The sequence below is a fragment of the Streptomyces sp. NPDC037273 genome, from assembly GCF_055603625.1.
This window is the reverse complement of sequence record NZ_JBVJVO010000008.1, coordinates 204,954-227,880: the sequence shown is the minus strand read 5'-3', so window position 1 is coordinate 227,880 and position 22,927 is coordinate 204,954. Positions and strand designations below refer to the sequence as shown.

At 72.6% G+C, this 22,927-nt stretch carries 23 protein-coding genes; 8 read left to right on the top strand and 15 right to left on the bottom strand.

Going from position 1 to position 22,927, the window contains the following annotated elements:
* The first annotated feature begins 144 nt into the window (after positions 1 to 144).
* The 4 genes from ACZ7G1_RS22675 (at position 145) to ACZ7G1_RS22660 (ending at position 3,964) form a co-directional block, all read left to right on the top strand.
* Complete coding sequence (locus ACZ7G1_RS22675) at positions 145 to 1,782, top strand: penicillin-binding transpeptidase domain-containing protein (RefSeq protein WP_470877474.1); 1,638 nt, start codon at positions 145 to 147, stop codon at positions 1,780 to 1,782.
* Between the two features lie 178 nt (positions 1,783 to 1,960).
* Positions 1,961 to 2,458, top strand: coding sequence for a YbaK/EbsC family protein (locus ACZ7G1_RS22670; protein ID WP_470877475.1), 498 nt, complete (start codon positions 1,961 to 1,963; stop codon positions 2,456 to 2,458).
* Positions 2,455 to 3,306: an EamA family transporter gene (locus ACZ7G1_RS22665; RefSeq protein WP_470877476.1), complete on the top strand. Its 852-nt coding sequence runs from the start codon at positions 2,455 to 2,457 to the stop codon at positions 3,304 to 3,306. Before ACZ7G1_RS22670 ends, ACZ7G1_RS22665 begins: the two co-directional genes overlap by 4 nt.
* Positions 3,307 to 3,361: 55 nt before the next feature.
* Positions 3,362 to 3,964: a TlpA family protein disulfide reductase gene (locus tag ACZ7G1_RS22660; protein WP_470877477.1), complete on the top strand. Its 603-nt coding sequence runs from the start codon at positions 3,362 to 3,364 to the stop codon at positions 3,962 to 3,964.
* A 54-nt stretch (positions 3,965 to 4,018) separates the two neighbouring features.
* On the opposite strand, the gene ACZ7G1_RS22655 is transcribed toward ACZ7G1_RS22660, so the two are convergent.
* The 6 genes from ACZ7G1_RS22655 to ACZ7G1_RS22630 all read right to left on the bottom strand — a co-directional run bounded on the left by ACZ7G1_RS22655 (position 4,019) and on the right by ACZ7G1_RS22630 (position 7,473).
* The gene (locus ACZ7G1_RS22655) at positions 4,019 to 4,309 is read right to left on the bottom strand and encodes a DUF7848 domain-containing protein (RefSeq protein ID WP_470877478.1); all 291 of its coding nucleotides are present in this window, start codon (positions 4,307 to 4,309) and stop codon (positions 4,019 to 4,021) included.
* Between the two features lie 114 nt (positions 4,310 to 4,423).
* On the bottom strand, positions 4,424 to 5,011 hold the full coding sequence (locus tag ACZ7G1_RS22650; protein ID WP_470877479.1) for a pyridoxamine 5'-phosphate oxidase family protein: 588 nt from the start codon (positions 5,009 to 5,011) through the stop codon (positions 4,424 to 4,426).
* A gap of 34 nt (positions 5,012 to 5,045) precedes the next feature.
* The gene (locus ACZ7G1_RS22645; protein ID WP_470877480.1) at positions 5,046 to 5,393 is read right to left on the bottom strand and encodes a hypothetical protein; all 348 of its coding nucleotides are present in this window, start codon (positions 5,391 to 5,393) and stop codon (positions 5,046 to 5,048) included.
* Positions 5,390 to 6,076, bottom strand: coding sequence for an RNA polymerase sigma factor (locus tag ACZ7G1_RS22640; RefSeq protein WP_470877481.1), 687 nt, complete (start codon positions 6,074 to 6,076; stop codon positions 5,390 to 5,392). The genes ACZ7G1_RS22645 and ACZ7G1_RS22640 overlap by 4 nt, the downstream gene beginning before the upstream one ends.
* A 58-nt stretch (positions 6,077 to 6,134) precedes the next feature.
* Positions 6,135 to 6,566, bottom strand: coding sequence for a hypothetical protein (locus ACZ7G1_RS22635; protein ID WP_470877482.1), 432 nt, complete (start codon positions 6,564 to 6,566; stop codon positions 6,135 to 6,137).
* A gap of 127 nt (positions 6,567 to 6,693) precedes the next feature.
* Positions 6,694 to 7,473, bottom strand: coding sequence for an SDR family NAD(P)-dependent oxidoreductase (locus ACZ7G1_RS22630; protein ID WP_470877483.1), 780 nt, complete (start codon positions 7,471 to 7,473; stop codon positions 6,694 to 6,696).
* Between the two features lie 142 nt (positions 7,474 to 7,615).
* Here ACZ7G1_RS22630 and ACZ7G1_RS22625 point away from each other — a divergent pair, with 142 nt between their 5' ends.
* Positions 7,616 to 8,233 carry a LysE family translocator gene (locus ACZ7G1_RS22625; RefSeq protein WP_470877484.1) on the top strand — a complete coding sequence of 206 codons (618 nt, stop codon included), beginning with the start codon at positions 7,616 to 7,618 and terminating at the stop codon, positions 8,231 to 8,233.
* 20 nt (positions 8,234 to 8,253) lie between these two features.
* Here the strand turns inward: ACZ7G1_RS22625 and ACZ7G1_RS22620 are convergent, their stop codons facing one another.
* From ACZ7G1_RS22620 to ACZ7G1_RS22600, 5 genes are all read right to left on the bottom strand, one after another.
* Positions 8,254 to 8,745, bottom strand: coding sequence for a YbaK/EbsC family protein (locus tag ACZ7G1_RS22620; RefSeq protein ID WP_470877485.1), 492 nt, complete (start codon positions 8,743 to 8,745; stop codon positions 8,254 to 8,256).
* Between the two features lie 65 nt (positions 8,746 to 8,810).
* Positions 8,811 to 9,977 carry a serine hydrolase domain-containing protein gene (locus ACZ7G1_RS22615; RefSeq protein ID WP_470877530.1) on the bottom strand — a complete coding sequence of 389 codons (1,167 nt, stop codon included), beginning with the start codon at positions 9,975 to 9,977 and terminating at the stop codon, positions 8,811 to 8,813.
* A gap of 150 nt (positions 9,978 to 10,127) precedes the next feature.
* On the bottom strand, positions 10,128 to 10,883 hold the full coding sequence (locus ACZ7G1_RS22610) for an energy-coupling factor ABC transporter ATP-binding protein (protein WP_470877486.1): 756 nt from the start codon (positions 10,881 to 10,883) through the stop codon (positions 10,128 to 10,130).
* Complete coding sequence (cbiQ, locus tag ACZ7G1_RS22605; RefSeq protein ID WP_470877487.1) at positions 10,871 to 11,632, bottom strand: cobalt ECF transporter T component CbiQ; 762 nt, start codon at positions 11,630 to 11,632, stop codon at positions 10,871 to 10,873. Before cbiQ ends, ACZ7G1_RS22610 begins: the two co-directional genes overlap by 13 nt.
* A gap of 32 nt (positions 11,633 to 11,664) precedes the next feature.
* Entirely contained in the window at positions 11,665 to 12,699 is a 1,035-nt protein-coding gene (locus tag ACZ7G1_RS22600; RefSeq protein WP_470877488.1) for an energy-coupling factor ABC transporter permease, read from the bottom strand.
* 177 nt (positions 12,700 to 12,876) lie between these two features.
* Here ACZ7G1_RS22600 and ACZ7G1_RS22595 point away from each other — a divergent pair, with 177 nt between their 5' ends.
* Positions 12,877 to 13,236, top strand: a complete 360-nt coding sequence (locus ACZ7G1_RS22595; RefSeq protein ID WP_470877489.1) for an SsgA family sporulation/cell division regulator — start codon at positions 12,877 to 12,879, stop codon at positions 13,234 to 13,236.
* 144 nt (positions 13,237 to 13,380) lie between these two features.
* Here the strand turns inward: ACZ7G1_RS22595 and ACZ7G1_RS22590 are convergent, their stop codons facing one another.
* Together ACZ7G1_RS22590 and ACZ7G1_RS22585 are read right to left on the bottom strand one after the other, a co-directional pair.
* Positions 13,381 to 15,552: an MMPL family transporter gene (locus ACZ7G1_RS22590; protein ID WP_470877490.1), complete on the bottom strand. Its 2,172-nt coding sequence runs from the start codon at positions 15,550 to 15,552 to the stop codon at positions 13,381 to 13,383.
* Between the two features lie 102 nt (positions 15,553 to 15,654).
* Entirely contained in the window at positions 15,655 to 16,227 is a 573-nt protein-coding gene (locus tag ACZ7G1_RS22585; RefSeq protein WP_470877491.1) for a TetR/AcrR family transcriptional regulator, read from the bottom strand.
* Between the two features lie 196 nt (positions 16,228 to 16,423).
* On the opposite strand from ACZ7G1_RS22585, the gene ACZ7G1_RS22580 reads away from it, so the two are divergent.
* Complete coding sequence (locus tag ACZ7G1_RS22580) at positions 16,424 to 19,765, top strand: S41 family peptidase (protein WP_470877492.1); 3,342 nt, start codon at positions 16,424 to 16,426, stop codon at positions 19,763 to 19,765.
* 58 nt (positions 19,766 to 19,823) lie between these two features.
* Here the strand turns inward: ACZ7G1_RS22580 and ACZ7G1_RS22575 are convergent, their stop codons facing one another.
* The gene (locus tag ACZ7G1_RS22575; protein WP_470877493.1) at positions 19,824 to 20,342 is read right to left on the bottom strand and encodes a GNAT family N-acetyltransferase; all 519 of its coding nucleotides are present in this window, start codon (positions 20,340 to 20,342) and stop codon (positions 19,824 to 19,826) included.
* 110 nt (positions 20,343 to 20,452) lie between these two features.
* Here ACZ7G1_RS22575 and ACZ7G1_RS22570 point away from each other — a divergent pair, with 110 nt between their 5' ends.
* Complete coding sequence (locus tag ACZ7G1_RS22570) at positions 20,453 to 22,597, top strand: hypothetical protein (RefSeq protein ID WP_470877494.1); 2,145 nt, start codon at positions 20,453 to 20,455, stop codon at positions 22,595 to 22,597.
* Between the two features lie 96 nt (positions 22,598 to 22,693).
* Here the strand turns inward: ACZ7G1_RS22570 and ACZ7G1_RS22565 are convergent, their stop codons facing one another.
* Positions 22,694 to 22,879, bottom strand: coding sequence for a hypothetical protein (locus ACZ7G1_RS22565; protein ID WP_470877495.1), 186 nt, complete (start codon positions 22,877 to 22,879; stop codon positions 22,694 to 22,696).
* Positions 22,880 to 22,927: the final 48 nt, after the last annotated feature.

The window sequence follows — 22,927 nt, the reverse complement described above, 5'->3', positions numbered from 1 at the left end:
CGGGGGCTAGACCCGTGGAACCTGTGGGGCCTGTGGGTTCTGTAGGACCTGTGGGGCTCGTGTGACGGAATCGGCGAAAGTTGCTCGACATGCCTTGGAGGCACTGCTTGACTTGACGGCCGTCTGGGGAGGGGAGGCGCAGCCATGCGCAGTGGAGCCAAGGTCGCGATCGTCGGAGGCGTCTTCGCCGTGGTCGCCGGAGGGGTCGGCTACGGGGGCTACAACCTCTGGAACGGCGTCACGGGAGGCGATTCGGGCATCGGCGCACGGGCCGACTCCGCGCCGAAGTCCGGCCCCGTGACACCCGACGAGGTGACGTCGACCGCGCGGGAGTTCCTGGCCGCCTGGGCCACCGGCGAATCCGACCGGGCGGCGCAGCTGACGAACGACCCGGTCGCGGCCGGACCCGCCGTCCTCTCCTACCGGCAGGGCGCGAGCGTCTCCGCGGCCACCATCACCGCGGGGGCGCCGGTCGGGGCGAAGGTGCCGTTCGAGGTCGAGGCGACCGTCACCTTCGAGGGTGTCTCCAAACCCTGGTCGTACGCCTCCGAGCTGACCGTCGTCCGCGGCGAGACGACCGGCCGCCCGCTGGTCAAGTGGCAGCCGGCCATCCTCCACCCCAAGCTCACCGCCGACGGCACCCTGCGCACCGGCGTCGCGAAGGCCGCCTCCGTCAAGGCCGTCGACCGGAACGGCAAGGAGCTCACGGCGGAGAAGTACCCCTCGCTCGGCCCGGTCCTCGCCGAACTCCGCACCCGGTACGGGGCGAAGACCGGCGGCACCAACGGCGTCGAGACCTGGATCGAGTCGGGCACCTCCGCCGTCCCCGACACCACCGTCCTCGTCCTCACCAAGGGCAAGCCGGGCGTCCTGAAAACCACCATCGACGCCGGCGTCCAGGCGGCGGCCGAGAAGGCCGTCAAGGCGTACGGAACGGCCGCGGTCGCCGCGGTCGAACCGTCCACCGGCGCGATACGGGCCGTCGCCAACAGCCCCGCCAACGGCTTCAACACCGCCTTCCAGGGCAAGCAGGCCCCCGGCTCCACGATGAAGATCGTCACCGCGACGATGATGATGCAGCAGGGCCTCGCCATGCCCGGCACCCAGGTCGCCTGTCCGGCCGAGGTCTCCTGGAAGGGCGTCACCTTCCACAACCTCAAGCACTTCAAGATCGACGGCGGCACCTTCACCGACGCCTTCCGCCGCTCCTGCAACACCGCCTTCATCAAGTCGCTCGGCCCGCTCGGCGAGAAGGACGTCGAGGACCGCGCCCTCGGCGAGACCGCCCGCCGCTCCTTCGGCATCGGCCTCGACTGGCAGGTCGGCGTCCCCACCTCCGACGGCAGCGTCCCCGAGTCCTCCGGCGGCGAGACGGCCGCCTCGTACATCGGCCAGGGCCGCATCACCATGAGCGCCCTCAACGTCGCCTCGCTCTCCGCCACCGCCAAGAACGGCGGCTTCCTCCAGCCGTACCTCGTGCCGAGAAGCCTCGACGACCGCGCGTTCGCCACCGCCGAACCGCTCTCCCCCGAGATCGCCACCGCGCTGCGCCGCATGATGAGCGCGACCGCCACCAACGGCACCGCCGCGCAGGCCATGGCCTCCGTCCCCTCCCCCAAGGGCGCCAAGACCGGCTCCGCCGAGGTCGACTCCCAGGCCACCTCCAACAGCTGGTTCACCGGCTACTCCGGCGACCTCGCCGCCGCCGCCGTCGTCGAATCCGGCGGCCACGGCGGCGACGCCGCGGGCCCGGTGGTGGCCCAGGTGCTGCGCGCGAGGTGACGGGCGGGGCGGGGCACGCGGGGCCGCCGGCGTCGCATCCGGCATCCGGCAGCCGTCCACCGGGCCCCGTCGGCGTCGCATACGGCAGCCGTCCACCGGGCCCCTCCGGCCACGCGACCCCTGTCCGGAACCCGGAACCCGGTCGCGTGCCCCGTACAACCACCGCTAGCGTGCCGTCATGACGACCGCTGACGACGCCACCACGCCCGCGCACCCCCAGTTCGCCGCCGCCCTCAGGGACTTGGGCCTGGACGTCGAGATCAGAAGCTTCCCGGACGAGACGCGCACCGCGCAGCAGGCGGCCGACGCCATCGGCTGCCGGGTCGCCGAGATCGTGAAGTCGCTGATCTTCGCCGCCGACGGAGTGCCCGTGCTCGTCCTCATGGACGGGGCGTCGCGGGTGGACGTCGAGCGGGTACGGGAGGAACTGGGCGCGGAGAAGGTGACCCGGGCGGACGCGAAGGTGGTGCGCGAGACGACGGGGTACGCGATCGGGGGCGTCCCGCCGTTCGGCCACCGGACGCGCACCCGGGTCCTCGCCGACCGGGGCATCCTCGAACACGACGTGGTGTGGGCGGCGGCCGGCACCCCGCACACGGTCTTCGCGATCGACCCGAAGTCGCTGGTGAACCACGCCGGCGCCACCCTGGTCGACGTCCGCGAGCCCTCGGCGTGACCCCTCTCGTCACCCTCGCCGTCCTCGTCGCCGCCGTCACCCACGCCAGCTGGAACGCCATCGCCCACGGCATCAAGGACCAGCTGCTCTCCTTCACCCTGATCGCCGGCGGCGGCGCGCTGATCGGCCTCGTCACCGCCGTCTTCGCGCCGCTGCCCGCGGCCGGCGCCTGGCCGTACCTGATCGCCTCCGCGCTGCTCCACGTCGGCTACTACGTCCTGCTCATGCGCTCGTTCACGCTCGGCGACTTCGGCCAGATGTACCCGATCGCCCGCGGCTCGGCCCCGCTCGTCGTGACCGCCCTCGCGGCCGTCTTCCTCGACGAGGTCCCCGGCGGCTGGCAGCTCCTCGGCGTCGCCGTCGCCTGCGCCGGCCTGACCGGTCTCGCCCTGTGGGGCATCCGCGGCAAGGACGCCCGCCCCCAGTGGCCCGCGCTCACCGCCGCGGGCGCCACGGGCCTGTCGATCGCCCTCTACACCGTCGTCGACGGCGTCGGCGTCCGCGCCTCCGGCACCCCGCTCGGCTACATCGCCTGGCTGATGATCCTCGAAGGCCTCGCCATCCCCGCGTACGCCCTCCACACCCGCCGCGCCGCCCTCCTCCCCCAGCTCCGCCCCTACGCCGCCCGCGGCCTCCTCGGCGCCGCCCTCTCCGTCACCGCCTACGGCCTCGTCCTCTGGGCCCAGACCAAAGCTGCCCTCGCCCCCATCGCCGCCCTCCGCGAGTCCTCCATCATCGTCGGCGCCGCCATCGGCGCCCTCTTCTTCAAAGAACGCTTCGGCACCCCCCGCATCGCCGCCGCCACCCTCATGGCCCTCGGCATCGGCCTCATGCTCCACGCGGGCTGACCGGCTCCCGCCAGCTTGCTCATGGTGGTCTGTCAGCTCATGCAAGACTCACGGAATGAGCCTCAGCCGTGCCCTTCGTCATGCCCTGCTCGCCACGGGAACGCTCTCTGTCGCTCTCGTCACCTCGGCCTGCGGTTCCGGTGACCGTCCCGGCTCCGATGGGGCCGGGACGAACTTCGTGCCCGGCGCGGGGGGTGTCTCCACCGTTCCCCACGGCAAGCGCAAGGACGCGGGGACGCTCGCGGGCGAGACGCTGGACGGCAAGCGACTCGACGTCGCGGACCTCAGAGGCAAGGTCGTGGTGCTGAACGTCTGGGGTTCCTGGTGCCCGCCGTGCCGGGCCGAGGCGCCTCACTTCGCCAAGGTCTCAAAGGACCTGAAGGCGAAGGGTGTCGAGTTCGTCGGGATCAACACGCGCGACTTCAACATGCAGCCCGCACTGGCCTTCGAGGACGACTTCGGGGTCTCATACCCCAGCCTCTACGACCCGCACGGCAAGTTGCTCCTCAAGGCTTTCCCCAAGGGAACCCTGACACCCAACGGCATTCCCTCAACGGTGGTGCTGGACCGCGAAGGACGCATCGCCGCGCGAGCGCTCCAGGCTCTCGACGAAAAGAAGCTCCGCTCCATGCTCGCCCCGCTGATCGCCGAGAAGTGACCGCACCGAGACCAACCCCGCGAAGTACTGCACACCCGCTGCGGGCCCGTGCCGTCAGGCGCCGCCGGCCTGCGCCCCGGCGCCGTCGCAGGAGGCCCGGAAGAAGTCCGTACGGATCCGGCGGAAGCCCGTGTGGCCGGTCTCCTGGGCGTGGGCGAGGCACCAGACGGCGGGCCCGCGCCCGTCGTCCGCCGCTCCGGACCCGTCGTGACAGGTGGTGCACTCCGCCTCGGTGACGGTCCCACTGCCGCTACGGTCCCGCCGTAACGCCCAGAGCTTCGGCCGCCGCCCGCCCCGCGCTCCGACCCCCACCACGCGGGTCGCCCCCATCCCCTCACGCCCCATCCGTCTCCCCCTCCACGGCAAGCTCCGCCCACACCAGCTTTCCCGCCGTGAGCCGCTCGCAGACACGTCACTTCGGGGGCCGGCCGCAAGGTGCCGGGGAGCGGCGGCAGTTGGTCAGAAGTTGCTTGGGGGGAGGGGGAGGGGGAGGCCGGGGAGGCCGTCGAGGCTTTGGGAGATGTGGTCTTTTTTGGCGAAGTAGGCGCTGAGGGAGGCGTCGTCTTCGCGGGCGAAGCGGCGGGCGTGGAGGTCGCGGTCTTCGTCGTAGGACATGAAGGGGACGCCGTAGCCGCAGGAGTCGCGGACGAGTTCGGCGGTGACGACGATGATGGCGCGGAGGCCGTGGAGGGAGGGGTCGATGTCGGGGAAGTGGGTGAGGAGTTCCTTGAAGCGGGGGTCGTCGCGGAAGACGGGCTCGCCGCGGCCGTGGACGCGGACGATGTTGGGCGAGCCCTGGAAGGCGCACCACATGACGGTGATGCGGCCGTTCTCACGGAGGTGGGCGACGGTCTCGGCCGTGCTGCCGGCGAAGTCCAGGTAGGCGACGCGCTGTTCGTCGAGGACCGCGAAGGAGCCCTTGAGGCCCTTCGGGGAGAGGTTGACGGTGCCGTCGGCGTCCAGCGGGGCGGTCGCGGTGAAGAAGATCGGCTGCTGCTCGATGAAGGTGCGGAGCCGGCCGTCTATGCGTTCGTAGGTCTTTCCCATGTCTAAGGATTATGTCGGGAAATGATTTGGCTGTCTAACGACTTCGGGGGGTGCCTTCGCCCGTGACCGAGGGGGTGGCCGGGCCCGGCGTCGAGGGCCGCGGGTGCGGTGCGGTGGTGGTCGGGGTGGCGGCGGGTGGGACGGGAGTGGGTGTCAGGGGGGTGTCCGGGGTGGACAGGGTCAGGAAGTAGACGGCCGCGGCGGTGGCGGCGACCGTGCCCAGGGCGGCGAGGGCCAGGCCGCCCGCGCGGCGGGTTCCCCAGGTGCGGCCCTGAGGCGGGGCGGCCGGGCGGAGGTCGTACGGGGTGACGAGGGCGGCTCTCGCCGTGAGGGCGGCGCGGAGGCGCGCCTCCGTGGCGGCGCGGGGGTCGTCGTGGGTCATCGGGACGTCGCCTCCAGGTGTTTCTCCAGGGCGTCGAGGGCGCGGCTCGCGGTGGATTTCACGGTGCCCCGGGAGAGGCCGAGGGTGTGGGCGATCTGGGCCTCGGTGAGTTCGGACCAGTAGCGGAGGACGAGGACCTCGCGCTGGCGGTGGGTGAGCCGGGCCAGCGCGTCGAGGACCTGGCGGTGCTCCTCGGCCAGGAGCAGCGCCTCCTCCACGGGCGGGCCCGCTCCCTCGTACGGCGGGGTGTACGCGCGCGCGGTGCGGCGGCGGCGCAGGACGGAACGGGCCGCGTTCACCACGGCGGTGTGCAGGTACGCCCCCGGGTCCCGCAGGCCCGACAGCGACGTCCCGTACGCCCTGCACACCGCGGCGAACGCGTCCTGCACGACGTCCTCCGCCGTGTGCAGGTCGTCCACCAGGAACAACGCGAGCCGCACCATGTCCGTCCGCCGCGCCCGGTACAACTCCGTCAGCGTGGGCGGCAGTTCCTCGTCGTACACCGCCGGGACCACCCGCAGATGGCGGCTCCGCCGGAGCACCGGTACGCCACCGGGTACGTCCTCCGCCCCCGACAGGCGGGCGAGCAGGCGGGCGAGCAGGCGGGACCACCACGACGGGGCCGTCGCGGATGCGGATGTGGATGCGGAGGTGAGGGGGAAGGCGGGTGTCGCGTACTGCATGGGCCTCGTTCCGGGGAGGGGCGGGCCGGGCCGCCCCTCCCCTTGTGGGTGCGGGGTGTTACTTCGAGGGGCCGGTGCCCGGGTCGATCACCTGGGGGGTGGCCGTGGAGGACGGCTGGACCGGGGACGGGGCGGGGGTCGGCTCCGTCGAGGGGGCCGGCTTGGCCGGGGCCGGGGTCGAGGCCGGGGTCGAGGCCGGGGCCGGGGTCGGCTTGACCGACGGCTGGGCCGGGGCCGGGGCGGGCGTGGGCTTGACCGACGGAGAGGCCGGGGCGGGCGCGGGCTTGACCGACGGAGAGGCCGGGGCGGGCGCGGGCTTGACCGACGGAGAGGCCGGGGCGGGCGCGGGGGTCGCGGTGTCCGGGGCGGCCGGGGCCGGGGCCGGGCGGGGGGTGGAGTCGGCGATGGCCTGGGCGGTGAAGGCGCCGCCCAGGAGGAGGGCGGTGGCGAGGCCGGCGAGGACGCGGGTGCGTCGGGTGCGGGTGGACATGAAGGGGTCTCCCGATGAGGTGAGGGGACACGGTCTGGGTGGTGCGGTGAAGGGCGCCTTCACACCACCAGACGTGCGGCACCTGCCGGGGTTGCGTCCGGGGCGGAGAAATTCTCCGGGCGTGGGGTCAGTCGCCGAGGACCTCCGCGAAGTGGGTGTTGACGGCGAGGAGGCCGCCGTCGACGCGGAGGGTGGTGCCGGTGATCCAGGAGGCGTCGGAGGAGGCGAGGAAGGCGACGGCGGCGGCGATGTCGTCGGGGGTGCCGACGCGGCCGAGCGGGTAGACGCGGTCGGCGAGGGCGGCGAGGTCGGCTTCGCGGCCGGCCCAGCCGGCGGTGGCGATGGTGCCGGGGTTGATCTGGTTGACGCGGACGCCGCGCGGGGCGGCGTCGCCGGCGAGGGTGCGGGTGAAGGAGGAGAGGGCGGATTTGGCGGCGCTGTAGGCGTGGTTGCCGAAGTCGGCCTCGGCGTTGACGGAGCCGATGGTGACGATGGCGCCGCGGCCGCCGGCGGCGAGGTGCGGGAGGGCGGCGCGGGAGCAGCGGACGGCGCCGAGGAGGGTGACGTCGAGCTGGCCGGTCCAGGCGTCCTCGGGTTCGTCCTCGAAGCGGGCGGTGTCGGGGACGACGGGGGCGAAGGCGTTGTTGACGAGGACGTCGAGGCCGCCGAAGGCGCGTACGGCGTGGGCGACGGCCGCGTCGACCGAGGCGCGGTCGCCGACGTCGCAGCGCAGCGCGGCGGCGCCGGGGAGTTCGGCGGCGGTTCTGCGGGCCTCGGCCTCGTCGATGTCGGTGACCAGGACGCGGGCGCCTTCCGCCGCGAGGCGCCGGGCGGTGGCGGCGCCGATGCCGCGGGCCGCGCCGGTGACCAGTGCTCCGTACCCCTCGAAACGCCGTGTGAGTGCCATGGGGTGATCTCAGCACCGGCACGTGCCCCGGCACCAGTGGGCCCGACTGTGTCATCTCGCCCTCGCGCGGCGGGCGGCGGATCGACTAGCGTCACGGGGCCGCGCCGGTCCGGGCGCGGAACGGATGTGGGGGATCGGGAACATGGGTCAGCTGATCGCCGTCGCGGTCATCACGGTTCTGGCTGTCGTCAGCCCCGGCGCGGACTTCGCCATGACGGTCCGCAACAGCTATCTGTACGGCCGTACGGCGGGGGTGCTGGCGGCGGTCGGGATCGCGCTGGGCGTGCTGGTGCACGTCGCGTACACGATGCTGGGCGTGGGCCTGCTGGTGAGCCGGTCGCCGATGCTGTTCACGGCGATGAAGCTGATCGGCGCGGCGTACCTGGTGTACATCGGGTACAAGACCTTCGTCACCAAGTCCCGGGTGGACGTGGACCTTTCGGACGGCGCGGGGCTGACGAAGGCGGGGGCGCTGCGGACGGGGTTCCTGACGAACGCGCTCAATCCGAAGACGATGCTGTTCGTGCTGAGCACGTACACGCAGGTCGTCAGCGCCGACACGCCCGTCGTCCAGCAGGTGGGCTACGGCCTGTTCATGTCGGTCGCGCACCTGGTGTGGTTCGGTCTCGCGGCGGTGTTCTTCTCGCGGCACGGCCTGCGGGAGCGGCTGCTGCGGAAGCAGGCCGTGCTGAACAAGGTGATCGGGACGGTGCTGGTCGGGCTCGGGATGGTGCTGGCGCTGACGCCGGCCGTCGCCTGAGCCGCTGTGGATCGGGGCGGTCAGTCGGTGGAGACGCGCTCGACGCGCGGTTCCGCGATGGCCCGGTAGTCCTCGGCGTTCAGGGCGAGGGAGCGGTCGAGGCGGGCCGCGTTGAAGTAGAACTCGTCGTTGGCGAGGAGGCCGGGGTCGACGAGGAGGTCGAGGCGTTCGTCGAAGGAGAAGGGCAGGATGGTGCCGCTCGGGGAGCCGGCGAGCTCCTCGGCGATCTCCGGGGAGGCGAAGGAGACGTACGTGCCGCCGTACAGCGCCTTGATCGCCTGGAGGTCGATGCGCTTGTCGCCGGGGACGACGGCGAGCGCGAACCGCTTCTCCTTCTTGCCGATCTTCACCATGGCGATGATGCACTTGGCCGCCTGGTCGGCCGTGTGCCCGCGCAGGGCGCTGACCGCCTCGGTGGCCCCCTCGGGGGCGTGCTCGATCACCCGGTAGGCGGCGCCTCGCTCGTCGAGCAGGGCCAGCAGCTTCTCGTACGTGTCGTGCGTGGATTCCATGCGCCTTGCTCCCCTTGGGACTTGGGTACGTCTCCGGCCCCGTCGACCCTACTCGGCGGCGCGGGTCAGGAGGCGGCGGCCCGGACGGCGCGGATCAGGGCCTGGGCGCGCGGGTCGGCGGTGACCGTCTTGCGCATGCCGTTGGTGACGTAGCCGAAGGCGATGCCGGATTCGGGGTCGGCGAAGCCGAGGGAGCCGCCGCGGCCGGGGTGGCCGAAGGAGGTGGGGCCGAGGAGCGGGGAGGCCGGGCCGTGCAGCATGTGGCCGAGGCCGAAGCGGGTGCCGACGAGGAGCACCCGGTCGAGGCCCGCGGACTCCTCGGTGCGGGCCAGGGTGAGGGTGGCGGGGGCGAGGAGGCGGTCGGCGCCGTCGACGGGGCCGAGGGTGGCGGCGTAGAAGCGGGAGAGGGCGCGGGCGGTGGCGACGCCGGCGGAGCCGGGGAGTTCGGCGGCCCGGTAGGCGGGGTCGTTCTCGTCGGGGGCGGGGTCGATGACGCCGAAGGCGCGCCGGGTGAGGGAGGCGGGGTCCTGGTAGGCCTCGGTGACGGAGCGCTTGGGGCGGAGCCGGAGGGCGCCGCTGTCGGCGGGTTCGATCTCCTCGACGGGGCCGAGCAGGCCGACGCGGTGGGCCTCCGCCTCGGGGAGGCCGATCCACAGGTCGAGGCCGAGGGGGCCGGTGATCTCGTCGGCGACCCAGCGGCCGATGGTGCGGCCGGTGACGCGGTGGACGAGGCCGGAGAGCAGCCAGCTGAAGGTGTGGGGGTGGTAGCCGTGCGCGGTGCCGGGCTCCCAGACGGGGGCCTGGGCGGCGATGGCGCGGGTGGCCGTTTCGAGGTCGGTCGCCTCGGCGAGGGTGAGGGGGTGGTCGATGACGGGGACGCCGGCCTGGTGCGAGAGCAGCTGGCGTACGGTCACCCGGTCCTTGCCGTGGGCCTTGAACTCGGGCCAGTACGCGGCGACGGGGGCGTCGAGGTCGAGCAGGCCGCGCTGGTGCAGGAGCAGGGGTACGGCGGCGGCGACGCCCTTGGTGGCGGAGCGGACGACCTGGGCGGTGTCTTCGGACCACATGTCCTGGCCGTCGGCATCCTTGGTGCCCGCCCACACGTCGACGACCTTGACGCCGTCGCGGTGGACGGCGAGGGCCGCGCCGCGCTCGCCGCGCTGCGTGAAGTTGCGGAGGAAGGCGTCCCTGACGGGTTCCCAGCCCGCCGCGACCGTGCCCTGGACGTCCACCCTGCTCACACTCCCTTTCGTGCGGCCGCACTGCCTTTCGTACGACCGGCTCCCATGGTGCAACGCGGGCGGCGGGGGTCCGATTCCGGGGGTGGCAGGCGACGGGTGTCAGGCGCCGGGTGCCGGGCGAAGGGTGTCAGGAGACGGGTGTCAGGCGACGGAGCCGGGGACGAAGCCGAAGGGCAGCTCCAGGCGGTGCCTGGCCATGAGTTCCTCGTCGGCGAGGATGTCGCCGGTCCGGCCGTCGGCCGCGATGACGCCCTCGCTGAGGATCACCGAGCGGGGGCAGAGCTCCAGGGCGTACGGCAGGTCGTGGGTGACCATGAGGACGGTGACGTCGAGGGAGCGGAGGATGTCGGCGAGCTCGCGGCGGGAGGCCGGGTCCAGGTTGGAGGAGGGCTCGTCGAGGACGAGGATCTCCGGCTCCATGGCGAGGACGGTCGCGACGGCGACCCGGCGGCGCTGCCCGAAGGAGAGGTGGTGCGGCGGCCGGTCCGCGTACTCGGCCATGCCGACCCGTTCGAGGGCCTTGCGGACGACGGCTTCGAGCTCGGCGCCCCGCAGGCCCGCGGCCGCCGGGCCGAAGGCCACGTCCTCGCGGACGGTCGGCATGAAGAGCTGGTCGTCGGGGTCCTGGAAGACGATGCCGACCTTGCGCCGGATCTCGGCGAGGTGCTTCTTGCCGACCGGGAGCCCGGCGACGGTGACACCGCCCGCGCCGCCGGTGAGGATGCCGTTGAGGTGAAGGACGAGGGTGGTCTTGCCGGCGCCGTTGGGGCCGAGCAGGGCGACGCGCTCGCCGCGGCCGACGGTCAGGTCGACGCCGAAGAGCGCCTGGTGGCCGTCGGGGTACGCGTACGCGAGGCCGCGCACCTCGAGGGAAGGGGGAGTCGTCACAGGGTCCATCCGAGGAGGCAGATCAGGAGTGCGGTGAGCGGGAGCGCGGCGGCCGTGGCCCATTGGGCGCGGGTGGCGGTGACCTCGTCGATGACCGGCATGGTGCCGGCGTAGCCGCGGCTGACCATGGCGAGGTGGACGCGTTCGCCGCGCTCGTAGGAGCGGATGAAGAGGGCGCCGGCGGACTTGGCGAGGACGCCCCAGTGGCGGACGCCCCTGGCCTCGAAGCCGCGGGAGCGGCGGGCGACGGACATGCGGCGCATCTCGTCGGTGATGACGTCGCCGTACCGGATCATGAAGGAGGCGATCTGGACGAGCAGGGGCGGCAGCTTGAGCCGCTGGAGGCCGAGGACCAGGGCGCGCAGTTCGGTGGTGGCGGCGAGGAGCACGGAGGCGGCGACCCCGAGGGTGCCCTTGGCGAGGACGTTCCAGGCGCCCCAGAGGCCGGGGACGCTCAGCGACACCCCGAGGAAGCTCGTCTGCTCGCCGGGCACGACGAACGGCATGAGCAGCGCGAACGCGACGAACGGCACCTCGATGAGCAGCCGCTTCAGCAGGAATCCGGCCGGGACGGCGGCCTTCGCCGCCACGGCCGCGAGGAGCACGGCGTAGAGGGCGAAGGCCCAGACGGCCTCGCGCGGGGTGGAGACGACGACCAGGACGAAGCCGAGGACGGCGGCGAGCTTGGTGTGCGGGGGCAGCTCGTGGACCGGCGAGTGCGCGTGCCGGTAGAGCTTGTGCGCGTGGCCCGCGCCCATGTCAGAGGCCTCCCCGGTCGGGCGTCGCCATGTCAGACGGCTTCCGGGGTGGCGGCGCGGCGGCGGCGGACGACCCAGAAGGCACCGGTGCCGACCGCGAGGGTGGCGCCCACGCCGATGACGCCGGCCAGGCCGCCGGAGAGGCGGGGGGCCTCGATGCCCTTGACGCCGTAGTCGGCGAGCGGGGAGTCGGCGGCGGCGTGGTCCTCGACCTTGCGGTCGATGCCCTTGTCGGCGGCGACCTTCTCCAGGCCGTCGGGGCTGGCGGAGGCGTAGAAGGAGACGAAGCCGGCGAGGACGAGGGCGGTGACGACGCCGCCGGCCCACAGCTTCTTCCGCGAGACGGCCGGGGAAGCGGCGGGGGAAGCGGCGGGGGTCGCGTCGACCAGTTCGCCGTCGACCCGCAGCTTGAGCGGGGTGGCGAGTCCGCGGGCGCCGTACACGAGGTCGGGGCGGACGGCGATGACCGCGCCGACGGTGAGCATGGTGATGACGGCCTCGCCGATGCCGATGAGGGTGTGGACGCCGACCATCGCGGTGAGGACCTTGGAGACCGGTACGTCGGTGGTGCCGCCGATCGCGTAGATGAGCGTGAAGGCGGCGGCCGCGGCCGGTACGGAGACGAGCGCGGCGACGAAGGACGCCAGGGTCACCGAGCGGCGGGTGCGGGGCAGGACGAGGACGAGGCCGCGGAAGAGCGCGTAGGCGACGACGACGGTGACGACGCCCATGACGGTGATGTTCACGCCGAGGGCGGTGAGGCCGCCGTCCGCGAAGAGGATGCCCTGCATGAGCAGGACGACGGCTATGCACAGGACGCCGGTCCACGGCCCGACGAGGATCGCGGCGAGCGCGCCGCCGAGCAGGTGTCCGCTGGTGCCGGCCGCGACCGGGAAGTTCAGCATCTGTACGGCGAAGATGAAGGCCGCTACGAGGCCGGCGAGGGGCGCGGCCTTCTCGTCGAGTTCCTTGCGGGCCCCGCGCAGGCTGACGGCGACGGCGCCGGCGGCGACGACACCGGCGACGGCCGATACGGGGGCGTTGATGAATCCGTCAGGTACATGCACGTCCGCATGATAGAGCGCTCCTGCGAACAGCTTGCAAGAGCGCATCAGTGACAGAACGGCGGCGTACGGGCTCACGTGACCCCGCGCACACCCGCCCCCGTATGCGCTTGCGCCGCGCCGCCACCGGGAAGGAGTGGGACATTAGTCGATAAGAGGACAAAACGTGAGGAGCCTTCGATGGCCGCCGCGCACGACCGTGAAGTCGACGACCACGCCAAGGGACGGATCATCAGCGACGCCCCGCTCTCCCGGCCCGTCCCCGTCTCCCTCCGCTACGACCCCGCCTTCTCCCCCGCGACGGTCCGCTTCTGCTTTCCCGGCGCCGTCGAGTGGTCCTTCCCGCGCGCCCTCCTGGAGACCGGCCTGCGCGCCCCCACCCGCCGCGGCGACATCGGCGTCTGGCCCTGCGGCCGGGTCCAGACGGTCGTCGAGCTCCACCGCGAGGACGGGGTCACGGTCGTCCAGTTCGACACCACGGCCCTGCTGCGCTTCCTCCGGCACACGTACGCCGCCGGTGCGTCGATGACGACACACTGACGGCGTACGACCTCAGGACCGGAAGGACCCGACGGACCGGACGGACCGAACGGACCGGACGGACCGAACGGACCGGACGGACCGGACGGACCGGACGGACCGGACGGACCGGAAGGACCCGAAGGACCCGAAGGACCCGAAGGCTCAGACCTTCACGAGGTCCGGCTTCGCGCCGGCGTCCTCACCCGTGGCCTTGGCGAGGCCCTCGCCCTCCACGTCCACGTTCGGCAGGATCCGGTCCAGCCACTTCGGCAGCCACCAGGCCTTGTGGCCGAGGAGGGCCAGGACGGCCGGGACGATCGCCATGCGGACCACGAAGGCGTCGAAGAGGACGGCGACGGCCAGGCCGAAGCCGATCATCTTGATCATCTGGTCGTCCATGCCGATGAAGCCGGAGAAGACCGCGATCATGATGACCGCCGCGGCGACGACCACCCGGGCGCTGTGCCGGAAGCCGGTCACGATCGCCTCGCCGGGCCGCTCGCCGTGCACGTAGGCCTCCCGCATGCGGGTGACGAGGAAGACCTCGTAGTCCATCGCGAGACCGAAGACCACGCCCACCATGAAGATCGGCATCATCGACATGATCGGGCCGGTCTGCTCGACCCCGAAGAGGCTGCCGAGCCAGCCCCACTGGAAGACCGCGACGACCGCGCCGAGGGCCGCGACCACCGAGAGCAGGAAGCCGAGGGCCGCCTTCAGCGGGACGAGGATGGAGCGGAAGACCAGGGCGAGCAGGACGAACGCGAGGCCGACGACCAGGGCCAGGTACGGCATCAGGGCGTCGTTCATCTTCTGCGAGAAGTCGATGTTCATCGCGGTGGCGCCGCTGACGAGGACGTCGTCGCCGGTGGCCTCGCGGATGTCGTGGACCAGGGTCTCCGTCTCGGCGGAGGACGGCCGGTCCTTCGGGACCACGGTGATCATCGCGGTGTCGCCGGCCTTGTTCGGGGTCGGCGGGGTGACCGCCGCCCAGCCCTTGAGGCCCTTGATGGTGGAGACCGTCTTGTCGGCGGCGGCCTTGTCGCCGTCGACGACGACGAGCAGCGGGCCGTTGAAGCCGGGGCCGAAGCCGTCGGACAGCATGTCGTACGCGCGGCGCTCGGTGGTGGAGACCGGCTTGACGCCGTCGTCCGGGAGGCCCATCTCCAGGGAGGAGGCGGGCAGCGCGATGGCGCCGAGGCCGAGGACGCCGGCGAGCAGCACCATCAGGGGGCGGCGGATGACGAAGCGGGCCCAGCGGGTGCCGCCGTTGGGCTTGTCCCCTCCCTTGCCGTCGGCCTTCGCGAGGCCCTTGCGCTGCTTGCGGCCGACGACCTTGTCGCCGGCGAAGCCGAGCAGCGCGGGGATGAGGGTGAGGGCGATGAGTACGGCGATGACGACCGTCGCGGCGGCGGCGAAGCCCATCTTCGTCAGCATCGGGATGTTGACGACGGCGAGGCCGACGAGGGCGATGACGACGGTGAGTCCGGCGAAGACGACGGCGGAGCCGGCCGTGCCGACCGCGCGGCCCGCGGCCTCCTCCTTCTCGCGGCCTTCGGCGAGCTCGGCGCGGTAGCGGGAGACGATGAAGAGCGCGTAGTCGATGCCGACGGCGAGGCCGATCATCGACGCGAGCGTGGAGGTCGTGTTGCCGAGGTCCAGGACGTTCGCGAGCGCGGTGATCGAGGAGACGCCGATGCCGACGCCGATGATCGCGGTGAGCAGCGGGAGTCCGGCGGCGACGAGCGATCCGAAGGTGATGACGAGGACGATGCCCGCGAGGACGATGCCGATGACCTCGCTCAGGCCCTGCTCGGGCATCGACTGGAGCGCGTCACCGCCGAGTTCGACGGTCAGGCCCTTGCCCTGCGCGCTCTCGCCGGCCTGCTTCAGCGCCTCCTTCGTCTCGTCGGTCAGCTCCATGGCGTTGACCTTGTAGGCGACGGACACGTAGGCGGTGGAGCCGTTCTGGGAGACGGCGTGCGCGGTGTACGGGTCGGCGACCGAGACGATCTGGTCCGAGCCGGACTTCAGCGCGGCGACGGTCTCCTCGACGACGGCCTTGTGGGCCGGGTCGGTCACCTTCTGGCCGTCCGGTGCCTTGAAGACGACACGGGCGGTGGCGCCGTCGGCGCCGGCGCCGGGGAAGCGCTCTTCGAGCAGGTCGAAGGCGCGCTGGGCCTCGGTGCCGGGGATCGAGAAGGACCCGGAGGTGGCGACGGGCGCGGTGGCGGCCCCGATCCCGGCGACCGCCAGGAGGGCCACCCAGAGGAGGGCGACGAGCCGTCGGCGCCGGAAGGCGGAACGGCCGAGCTTGTACAGGAACGTGGCCACGGGGGCGTACTCCCAGTGTGGAGAGTGACAGGACATGGGGAGCCGGCCCGACGGCGTGAGCGGTGCGCAGTCAGGTGGTGCGGAAAGCGGGAAAGCGGTGGGTCAGACGCCGAGTGAGGGGAGCACGACGGCGTCGAAGTAGGCGCTGAGGAAGGCGCGGTCGACCGGTTGGTCCTCGATCAGGGGCCGGGCGATGAACGCGCCGATCAGCATGTGGGGGACGAGCTTCAGCGCCGGGTTTCCGGCGGCGACCTCGCCCCTGCGGACCGCCCGCTGGAGCACTTCGTCGAGGCCGTTCATCTCGGGTTCGATGAGCAGTTCGCGCAGTGCCCGGTGCAGTTCGGGGTGGGTGTGCACGGCATGGGCCAGACCCCGCATCAGCGCGGCGTCCTTGTCCATCTGGCAGTCGTCGGTGTGGGCGAGCATCTCCTGGATGTCGCCGCGCAGGGAGCCGGTGTCGATCTCGGTGATGTCGACCGGCTTGTTGTGCCGCATCGCGCGGGCGACCAGCTCCGGCTTGCTCCCCCACTGGCGGTAGAGGGTGGCTTTGCTGGAGTGGGTGCGGGCGGCGACGGCGTCCATGGTGAGGGCGTCGTAGCCGACCTCGCGGAGGAGGTCGAGCACGGCCGCGTACAGCTCGGACTCCCGCTCGGGAGTGAGTCTGCTGCGTGCCATGTTCCGGGCTCCGATCCGAACGAAACGGTTTCGTACAGTACGAAGATACCCACCCCCTCAGCGAAACGAAACCGTTTCGTACGTGTCCTGGGCCACACCCGAGCCACCCTCCACCGGAACCCGACCCGCACTCCATGAGGACGCCCGCATACACGTACGAGTTGCCTGACCCCCTCGGCGCGGAAAGCATGAGGAGGTGAGTGACGACGTCGCGTATCTCCGCTTTCCGCACCTCCACGACGATCTGCTGTGCTTCGCCGCCGAGGACGACCTCTGGATCGCCCCGCTCGTCCCCGGGGGCCACCGCCCCGGCCGGGCCTGGCGCCTCACCGTCGACCGCACCCGGGTCGGCCATCCACGGTTCTCGCCGGACGGCCGGCACATCGCGTACACGAACTGGCGCAGCCTGGACCCAGAGATCCACCTCGTCCCCGTGGACGGCGGGACGGCCCGGCGGCTCAGCTACTGGGGCTCCACGGACACCCGGGTCTGCGGCTGGACGCCACCCGACAAGGACGGCCGCTCGGACATCCTCGCCGTCTCCTCGCACGGGCAGCCGTTCTCGTACTTCTCCTGGGCCTACACGGTCCCCATCGACGGCTCCCCCGGCGGCAGGATGCCCTGGGGCCCGGTCTCCGACATCGGCGTCACCGACGACCCCGGCATCACCGGCGACACCACCGGAGCCGAACGCCGCACACTGCTGCTCACCGGGAAGCCGCCGCACGAACCGGCCGCCTGGAAGCGGTACCTGGGCGGCGCCACCGGACGGCTCTGGCTGCACGGCGAGCGGCTGCTGCCCGACATCGGCGGGCACCTCGACTGCCCGATGGCCGTCGGCGGACGGATCGCGTTCCTCTCCGACCACGAGGGCATCGGCAACCTCTACTCCTGCCTGCCCGACGGCACCGACCTGCGCCGCCACACCGACCACGACGAGTTCTACGCCCGGCACGCGTCCAGCGACGGCCGCCGGGTCGTCTACCAGTGCGCGGGCGACCTGTGGATCGTCGACGACCTCACCGCCGGCTCCGAACCCCGCAGGCTGGAGGTCCGGCTCGGCGGGCAGCGCGTCGGCCGGCGCGCCTACCAGGTGCCGGCCGCCCACCACATCGACTCCGTCTCCGTCGACGAGACCGGCCGCGCCAGCGCCGTCTCCGTGCGCGGCAGCCTGTACTGGCTGACGCACCGCGACGGCCCGGCCCGCACGATCATCGACGAGCCGGGCGTCCGCGTCCGGCTCCCCGAGATGCTGGGCAGCGGCGGCCAGGTCGCGTACGTCACCGACGCCGAGGGCGAGGACGCCGTCGAGGTCGCCTACCTGCCGCGCGCCAGCGGCGACCGGCCGCCGCGCCGGCTCGCCTCGGGCGGCCTCGGCCGGGTCGAGGAGCTGATCGCCGACCCGGACGGCGAACGGCTCGCCATCGCGTCCCACGACGGCCGGCTCCTGCTGCTCGACGCCACCGAGGACTCCAACGGGCGTGGGGGCACCTCCCAGACGGAGTCTGGGGGAGTCACCGAACTGATCAGGTCCGTCAACGGGCCCGTCCGCGACCTCGCCTTCTCCCCCGACGGCGACTGGCTCACCTGGTCCCACCCCGGCATCGGCCGCTCCCTGCGCTCCATCAAGATGGCCCGCATCTCCGGGCCCGGCGGCCGGACCGTCGTCGACGTCACCAACGGGCGCTTCGAGGACGAGAACCCCGTCTTCACCCGCGACGGCCGCTACCTCGCCTTCCTCTCCTGGCGCGGCTTCGACCCGGTGTACGACGTGCACACCGGCGACCTGTCGTTCCCGCTCGGCTGCCGGCCCTATCTCGTGCCGCTCTCCTCGGCCACGCCCTCGCCGTTCGCGCTGCTGCCCGACGGGCGTCCGGCGGCCGGCGGGCTCGACCCCGCCGACGACGAGACGGACAGCGGCGACGGCACGGTCACCGTCGAGATCGAGGGACTGCCCGACCGGGTCACCCCGTTCCCGGTCGCCGCCTCCAAGTACTCGGCCCTGCACCCGGTCAGCGGCGGCGGCCTGGTCTGGCTGCGCTGGCCCATCTCCGGCGCGCTCGGCGAGACCTTCGCCAACCCGGCGGACACCTCGGGCCGCCCCACCCTGGAACACTTCACGATCACCAAGGCCCGCAAGACCGAACTCGCCAAGGACCTCGACTGGTTCGCGGTCAGCGGCGACGGCACCCGCCTCGTCATCGCCGACGAGGGCGACCTGCGGGCGGTGCCCGCCACCGAGTCCGGCGACGGCGACTCCACCGTCTACCTGGACCTGCGGCGCATCCTCCACGAGGTCGTGCCCGGCGCCGAGTGGCGGCAGGCCTTCGACGAGGCGGGAAGGATCGTCCGGGCCTACTTCTGGGAGCCCGGTATGGGCGGCGTCGACTGGGCGGCGATCCTCGACCAGTACCGGCCGCTCGTCGAACGGGTCGCCTCCCCCGACGAGTTCGCCGACCTGCTCCGCGAGGTCATGGGCGAACTGGGCACCTCCCACGCGTACGTCACCCCCGCCCGCCGCAACGAAGGCCCCCCGCACTACCAGCGGCCGATGGGCCTCCTCGGCGCCAACCTCGTGCCCCGCGAGGCCGGCTGGACGGTGAAGCGGATCCTGCCCGGCGAGTCCTCCGACTCCAAGGCCCGCTCGCCCCTCGCCGGTACGGGCATCCGCGAGGGCGCCGTCCTCACCCATGTCGACGGCCGGCCGGTGGACCCGGTCACCGGCCCGTACCCGCTGCTCTCCGGCACCGGCGGCACCACCGTCGAGCTCACCTTCACGCCCGCCGAGGGCGAGGGCCGGTCCCGCCGCGTCGCCGTCGTCCCGCTCGTCGACGAACGCCCGCTGCGCTACCAGGACTGGGTCGCCAAGCGGCGGGCCGTCGTCCGCGAACTCAGCGGCGGCCGCTGCGGCTACCTCCACATCCCCGACATGGGCGGCTCCGGCTGGGCCCAGTTCAACCGCGACCTGCGCATGGAGGTCTCCCGGCCCGCGCTCATCGTCGACGTGCGCGGCAACGCCGGCGGCAACATCAGCGAGCTCGTCATAGAGAAACTCACCCGCAAGATCATCGGCTGGGACCTCACCCGCAACGCCCAGCCCGTCGCGTACGCCTCCAACGCGCCGCGCGGCCCCGTCGTCGCCCTCGCCGACGAGGCCACCTCATCGGACGGCGACATGATCACCGCCGCGTTCAAGCTGCTCGGCCTCGGTCCGGTCGTCGGCCAGCGCACCTGGGGCGGGGTCGTCGGCATGACCGGCCGCCACCGGCTCGGCGACGGCACCCAGATCACCGTCCCGATGAACGCCGCCTGGTTCCCCGAGTACGGCTGGTCCCTGGAGAACCACGGCGTCGAACCCGACCTCGCCGTCCTCCGCACCCCGCTCGACTGGGCCGAGGGCCGGCACGCCCAGCTGGACGACGCCGTCCACGTCGCCCTCTCCCTGCTCGCCGAGACCCCCGCCGCCAGCCCGCCCGGCTACGAGGCCCTCCCCGACCGCACCCGCCCGAAACTGCCCCCGCGGCCGGACGCCTCCTAGCCGGGATCTGTCCTAGGGGGTGTCCCCGAGGCCGGACGCCTCCTAGCCAGGACCTGTCCTAGGGGGCGTCCCCGGGGCCGGCCAGCTCCGCGAGGTCCAGCTCGTAGGCGGTGGCGGGCTCGCCGTCGTCGAGGGTCACGCCGCCCACGGCGCCGAAGCCCGCCCGGGCGAGCACGGCGCTCGACGCGCCGTTCCCCTGGGACACGACGGCGGTCAGCCGGCTGAGCCCGTACTCCTCGACGGCCAGCCGGCAGACCTCCCGCACCCCCCGGGTGGCGAAGCCCCGGCCGGTCGCCTTCTCGGCGAGGCGGTAGCCGAGCTCGGCGCTGCCCGCGCCGGCGTCCACGTCGACGAGATTGACCCGCCCGATGATCTCGCCGCCCTCGGCGACCAGCACATGGAAGTGGATCTCGCCGGCGTCCTGCGCCTCGATCAGCTCCCGGTGCCTGTCGTCGAACGCCTCGAAGTACGCGTCCCCCCGGTCGGGCACGCGCGCGGCGAAGTACCCCCGGTTCTCCCGCTCGAACGCGAGCAGGGCGGGCGCGTGGTCGGATCGGAGTCGCTCAAGTACGGCCATGGCGATCACGGTACGAAGATCGGGGCCTCCGCGCGTACAACTTTTCGGACCGTCGAACGTCCAAACAGGTGTGGCGCATGGTGCGCCAGTGCTTTGGGAGGAATTCGAACGTGCCCCACGCTCGCCCGACCCGGCGACGCCTCGTCGCCGCCGTCACCACCGTCCTCGCCGTCACCCTCGGCGCGGGCGCCCTCGCCGTCCCGGCGACCGCCGCCACCGCGCCCCTCACCGCGAGCACGGCCGAAGCGACGGCGACCCCCTTCGCGTTCCCCAAGAACTCCCGGCTGATCGACTCCGGGGTGCGGAACTTCCTCACCCAGACGGTGGGCAGCTCCACCCGGCGGTACGCCAAGTACGGGGACGACACCGGCTACGGCACCGGCGGCCGGAGCCGGATCGGGTCCACGCGGACCGACGACTACCTGGTCTTCTCGGACCACTACAAGATCACGATCCGCGACATGGCCAGGGTCACGCAGCAGCGTGAGATCGCCGTCGACCCGATACTCGGCTCGCCCAAGTACGCCGGCTCGGCCGCGAACGCCGTCTTCACCATGGTCGGCCCCGACCTGATGAAGCACACGCTCACCAGCAGCGTCCCCGTCGCCGGCCTGCCCACCGGTGCCGCCTCGGTCGACATCTCGCAGGGCACCGCCGACGACGCCCTCGTCCGGTTCACCGTGGAGGGTGCGGTGAAGTGGGGTCTGCTGAACCTCGCCACCGACACGGTCACGGAGATCCCCGGCGTCCCGGCGGGCGCCGAGGTCAAGGCCGTCTCCGCCACCCACGTCGCCTGGACCACCGGCGCCGGCACCCCGACGCCCGCGATCTTCCGGCTGAACCGGACGACGGAGGCCGTCGAGGAGATCCCGGTCGCCGACGCGGTGTCGAACGACCTCAAGGTGAGCCTGGTCGGCGGCTGGGTGCTGTACGGCGAGGCGAATGGTTTCTCCGCCCTGGAGCCGAGCCCGCTGCACGCCCTCACCGCGTACAACCCGGACGCCGAGGGCAAGAAGACGCTGAAGCTGCTCGACGACCTGACCTCGGCGGCCACGGCCGGCGACGGCAGCGTGCGGGTGCGCGGCGGCGGCCTCGACCAGGGCGAGGGCATGTACAAGATCACGGCGACGGCGAACGAGGCCCCCGTCGTGACCCTGGAGGCCACCACCGGCGAGCCCACGAAGCTGGCGATCACCGGCCACGACGTCCCCGCCGCCACGGTCGACCTCGACCGGAACGGCGGCAAGGCGAAGTTCACCTTCAACCTGTCCCGGAGCAACGCGGACGTGACGCTCACCCTGCGCCACACCCGCACCGGGCGGATCGAGACCTTCCACGGCTCCCCGCAGTCCACGAGCGTGAGCTTCGACTGGCAGGGCGAGTACAACGGCGAGTACGCCTGGGAGCTGACCGCCCGCCCGCTGAACGGCATCGGGGGGACGGCGAGCGCGACCGGCGCGTTCACGGCGACCCGCGCGCCGAAGCCGCACGACTTCGACGACAACGGGACCCCGGACGTCCTGCTGCGCGACGGCTCGGGCCGCCTGTGGCGGGCCGACACCTCGTACGACACCCAGCTCCAGGCCGACCCGCACCAGCTGATCGGCACCGGCTGGCAGGTCTACGACCGCATCGAGGCCACCGGCGACATCGCGGGCTCGAACGTCGGGGACCTCATCGCGCGTGAGCCGTCCGGCGCGCTCTGGCTGTACCAGGGCAACGGCCTCGGCGGCTTCGGCGGCCGGGCGAAGATCGGCACGGGCTGGCAGACGTTCACCCAGATCGCCGCCGGCAGCGACCTGAACGGCGACGGGCGGGCCGACCTGGTCGCCGTCGACAAGCTCGGCGACCTGTACCTGTACCCGGGCACCGGCTCGTCCAACTCGCCGTTCGGCACCCGGAAGAAGATCGGCACCGGCTGGGGCGTCTACAACCAGCTCACCGCCGTCGGGAACGTCGCGGGCGGCGTCGCCGGCGACCTGTACGCCCGCGACAAGGACGGCGTCCTCTGGCAGTACCTCGGCAAGGGCGACGGCACCTTCGCCGCCCGCACCAGGGTGGGCGGCGGCTGGAACGCGTACAAGGACCTCGTCGGCGTCGGTGACGCGAACCGCGACGGGCGCCCCGACCTGGTCGGCTTCGGCACCACGTCCCAGTACCTCTACCGGGGCACCGGCGACTGGCAGAGCCCGTGGCTCGGCGCGCAGCTCGCGGCGCTGACCTTCGGCGGCGGCCCGTACAACAGCATCGCCTGACCCGGCAGTACGCATAAGCGAAGGCGCACCCGGTCTCCCGGGTGCGCCCTCTCTTTTCCGGAACTCTTTCCCGGAACCCTCAAGGACCGGCCGACGTCAGGCGTCGTAGTCCATGTCCATGCGGTCCTGCGCTTCCTGCTGGGCCCGGCGGGTCTCCTCGTCGGAGCGCTCGCGGCCCTTGGAGGCCCGCTGCGACGCCTGGTCCTTCGCCTTGCCCGCGGCCTGCTTGGCCTGCTGCTTGAGCTGCTCGGCCTTGTCCTTGAACTGGTCCTGCATGCCCATGGAAGTTCACTCCTAGACGGCTGAGAGGGGGCCGGGGGCGGTGTGCCC

Bases quoted from the DNA above. Each gene is read 5' to 3' on its own strand.
- ACZ7G1_RS22675 (WP_470877474.1), top strand. From the start codon at position 145: ATGCGCAGTGGAGCCAAGGTCGCGATCGTCGGAGGCGTCTTCGCCGTG.
- ACZ7G1_RS22670 (WP_470877475.1), top strand. From the start codon at position 1,961: ATGACGACCGCTGACGACGCCACCACGCCCGCGCACCCCCAGTTCGCC.
- ACZ7G1_RS22660 (WP_470877477.1), top strand. From the start codon at position 3,362: ATGAGCCTCAGCCGTGCCCTTCGTCATGCCCTGCTCGCCACGGGAACG.
- ACZ7G1_RS22655 (WP_470877478.1), bottom strand. From the start codon at position 4,309: ATGGGGCGTGAGGGGATGGGGGCGACCCGCGTGGTGGGGGTCGGAGCG.
- ACZ7G1_RS22650 (WP_470877479.1), bottom strand. From the start codon at position 5,011: ATGGGAAAGACCTACGAACGCATAGACGGCCGGCTCCGCACCTTCATC.
- ACZ7G1_RS22645 (WP_470877480.1), bottom strand. From the start codon at position 5,393: ATGACCCACGACGACCCCCGCGCCGCCACGGAGGCGCGCCTCCGCGCC.
- ACZ7G1_RS22640 (WP_470877481.1), bottom strand. From the start codon at position 6,076: ATGCAGTACGCGACACCCGCCTTCCCCCTCACCTCCGCATCCACATCC.
- ACZ7G1_RS22635 (WP_470877482.1), bottom strand. From the start codon at position 6,566: ATGTCCACCCGCACCCGACGCACCCGCGTCCTCGCCGGCCTCGCCACC.
- ACZ7G1_RS22630 (WP_470877483.1), bottom strand. From the start codon at position 7,473: ATGGCACTCACACGGCGTTTCGAGGGGTACGGAGCACTGGTCACCGGC.
- ACZ7G1_RS22625 (WP_470877484.1), top strand. From the start codon at position 7,616: ATGGGTCAGCTGATCGCCGTCGCGGTCATCACGGTTCTGGCTGTCGTC.
- ACZ7G1_RS22620 (WP_470877485.1), bottom strand. From the start codon at position 8,745: ATGGAATCCACGCACGACACGTACGAGAAGCTGCTGGCCCTGCTCGAC.
- ACZ7G1_RS22610 (WP_470877486.1), bottom strand. From the start codon at position 10,883: ATGGACCCTGTGACGACTCCCCCTTCCCTCGAGGTGCGCGGCCTCGCG.
- cbiQ (WP_470877487.1), bottom strand. From the start codon at position 11,632: ATGGGCGCGGGCCACGCGCACAAGCTCTACCGGCACGCGCACTCGCCG.
- ACZ7G1_RS22595 (WP_470877489.1), top strand. From the start codon at position 12,877: ATGGCCGCCGCGCACGACCGTGAAGTCGACGACCACGCCAAGGGACGG.
- ACZ7G1_RS22585 (WP_470877491.1), bottom strand. From the start codon at position 16,227: ATGGCACGCAGCAGACTCACTCCCGAGCGGGAGTCCGAGCTGTACGCG.
- ACZ7G1_RS22575 (WP_470877493.1), bottom strand. From the start codon at position 20,342: ATGGCCGTACTTGAGCGACTCCGATCCGACCACGCGCCCGCCCTGCTC.
- ACZ7G1_RS22565 (WP_470877495.1), bottom strand. From the start codon at position 22,879: ATGGGCATGCAGGACCAGTTCAAGGACAAGGCCGAGCAGCTCAAGCAG.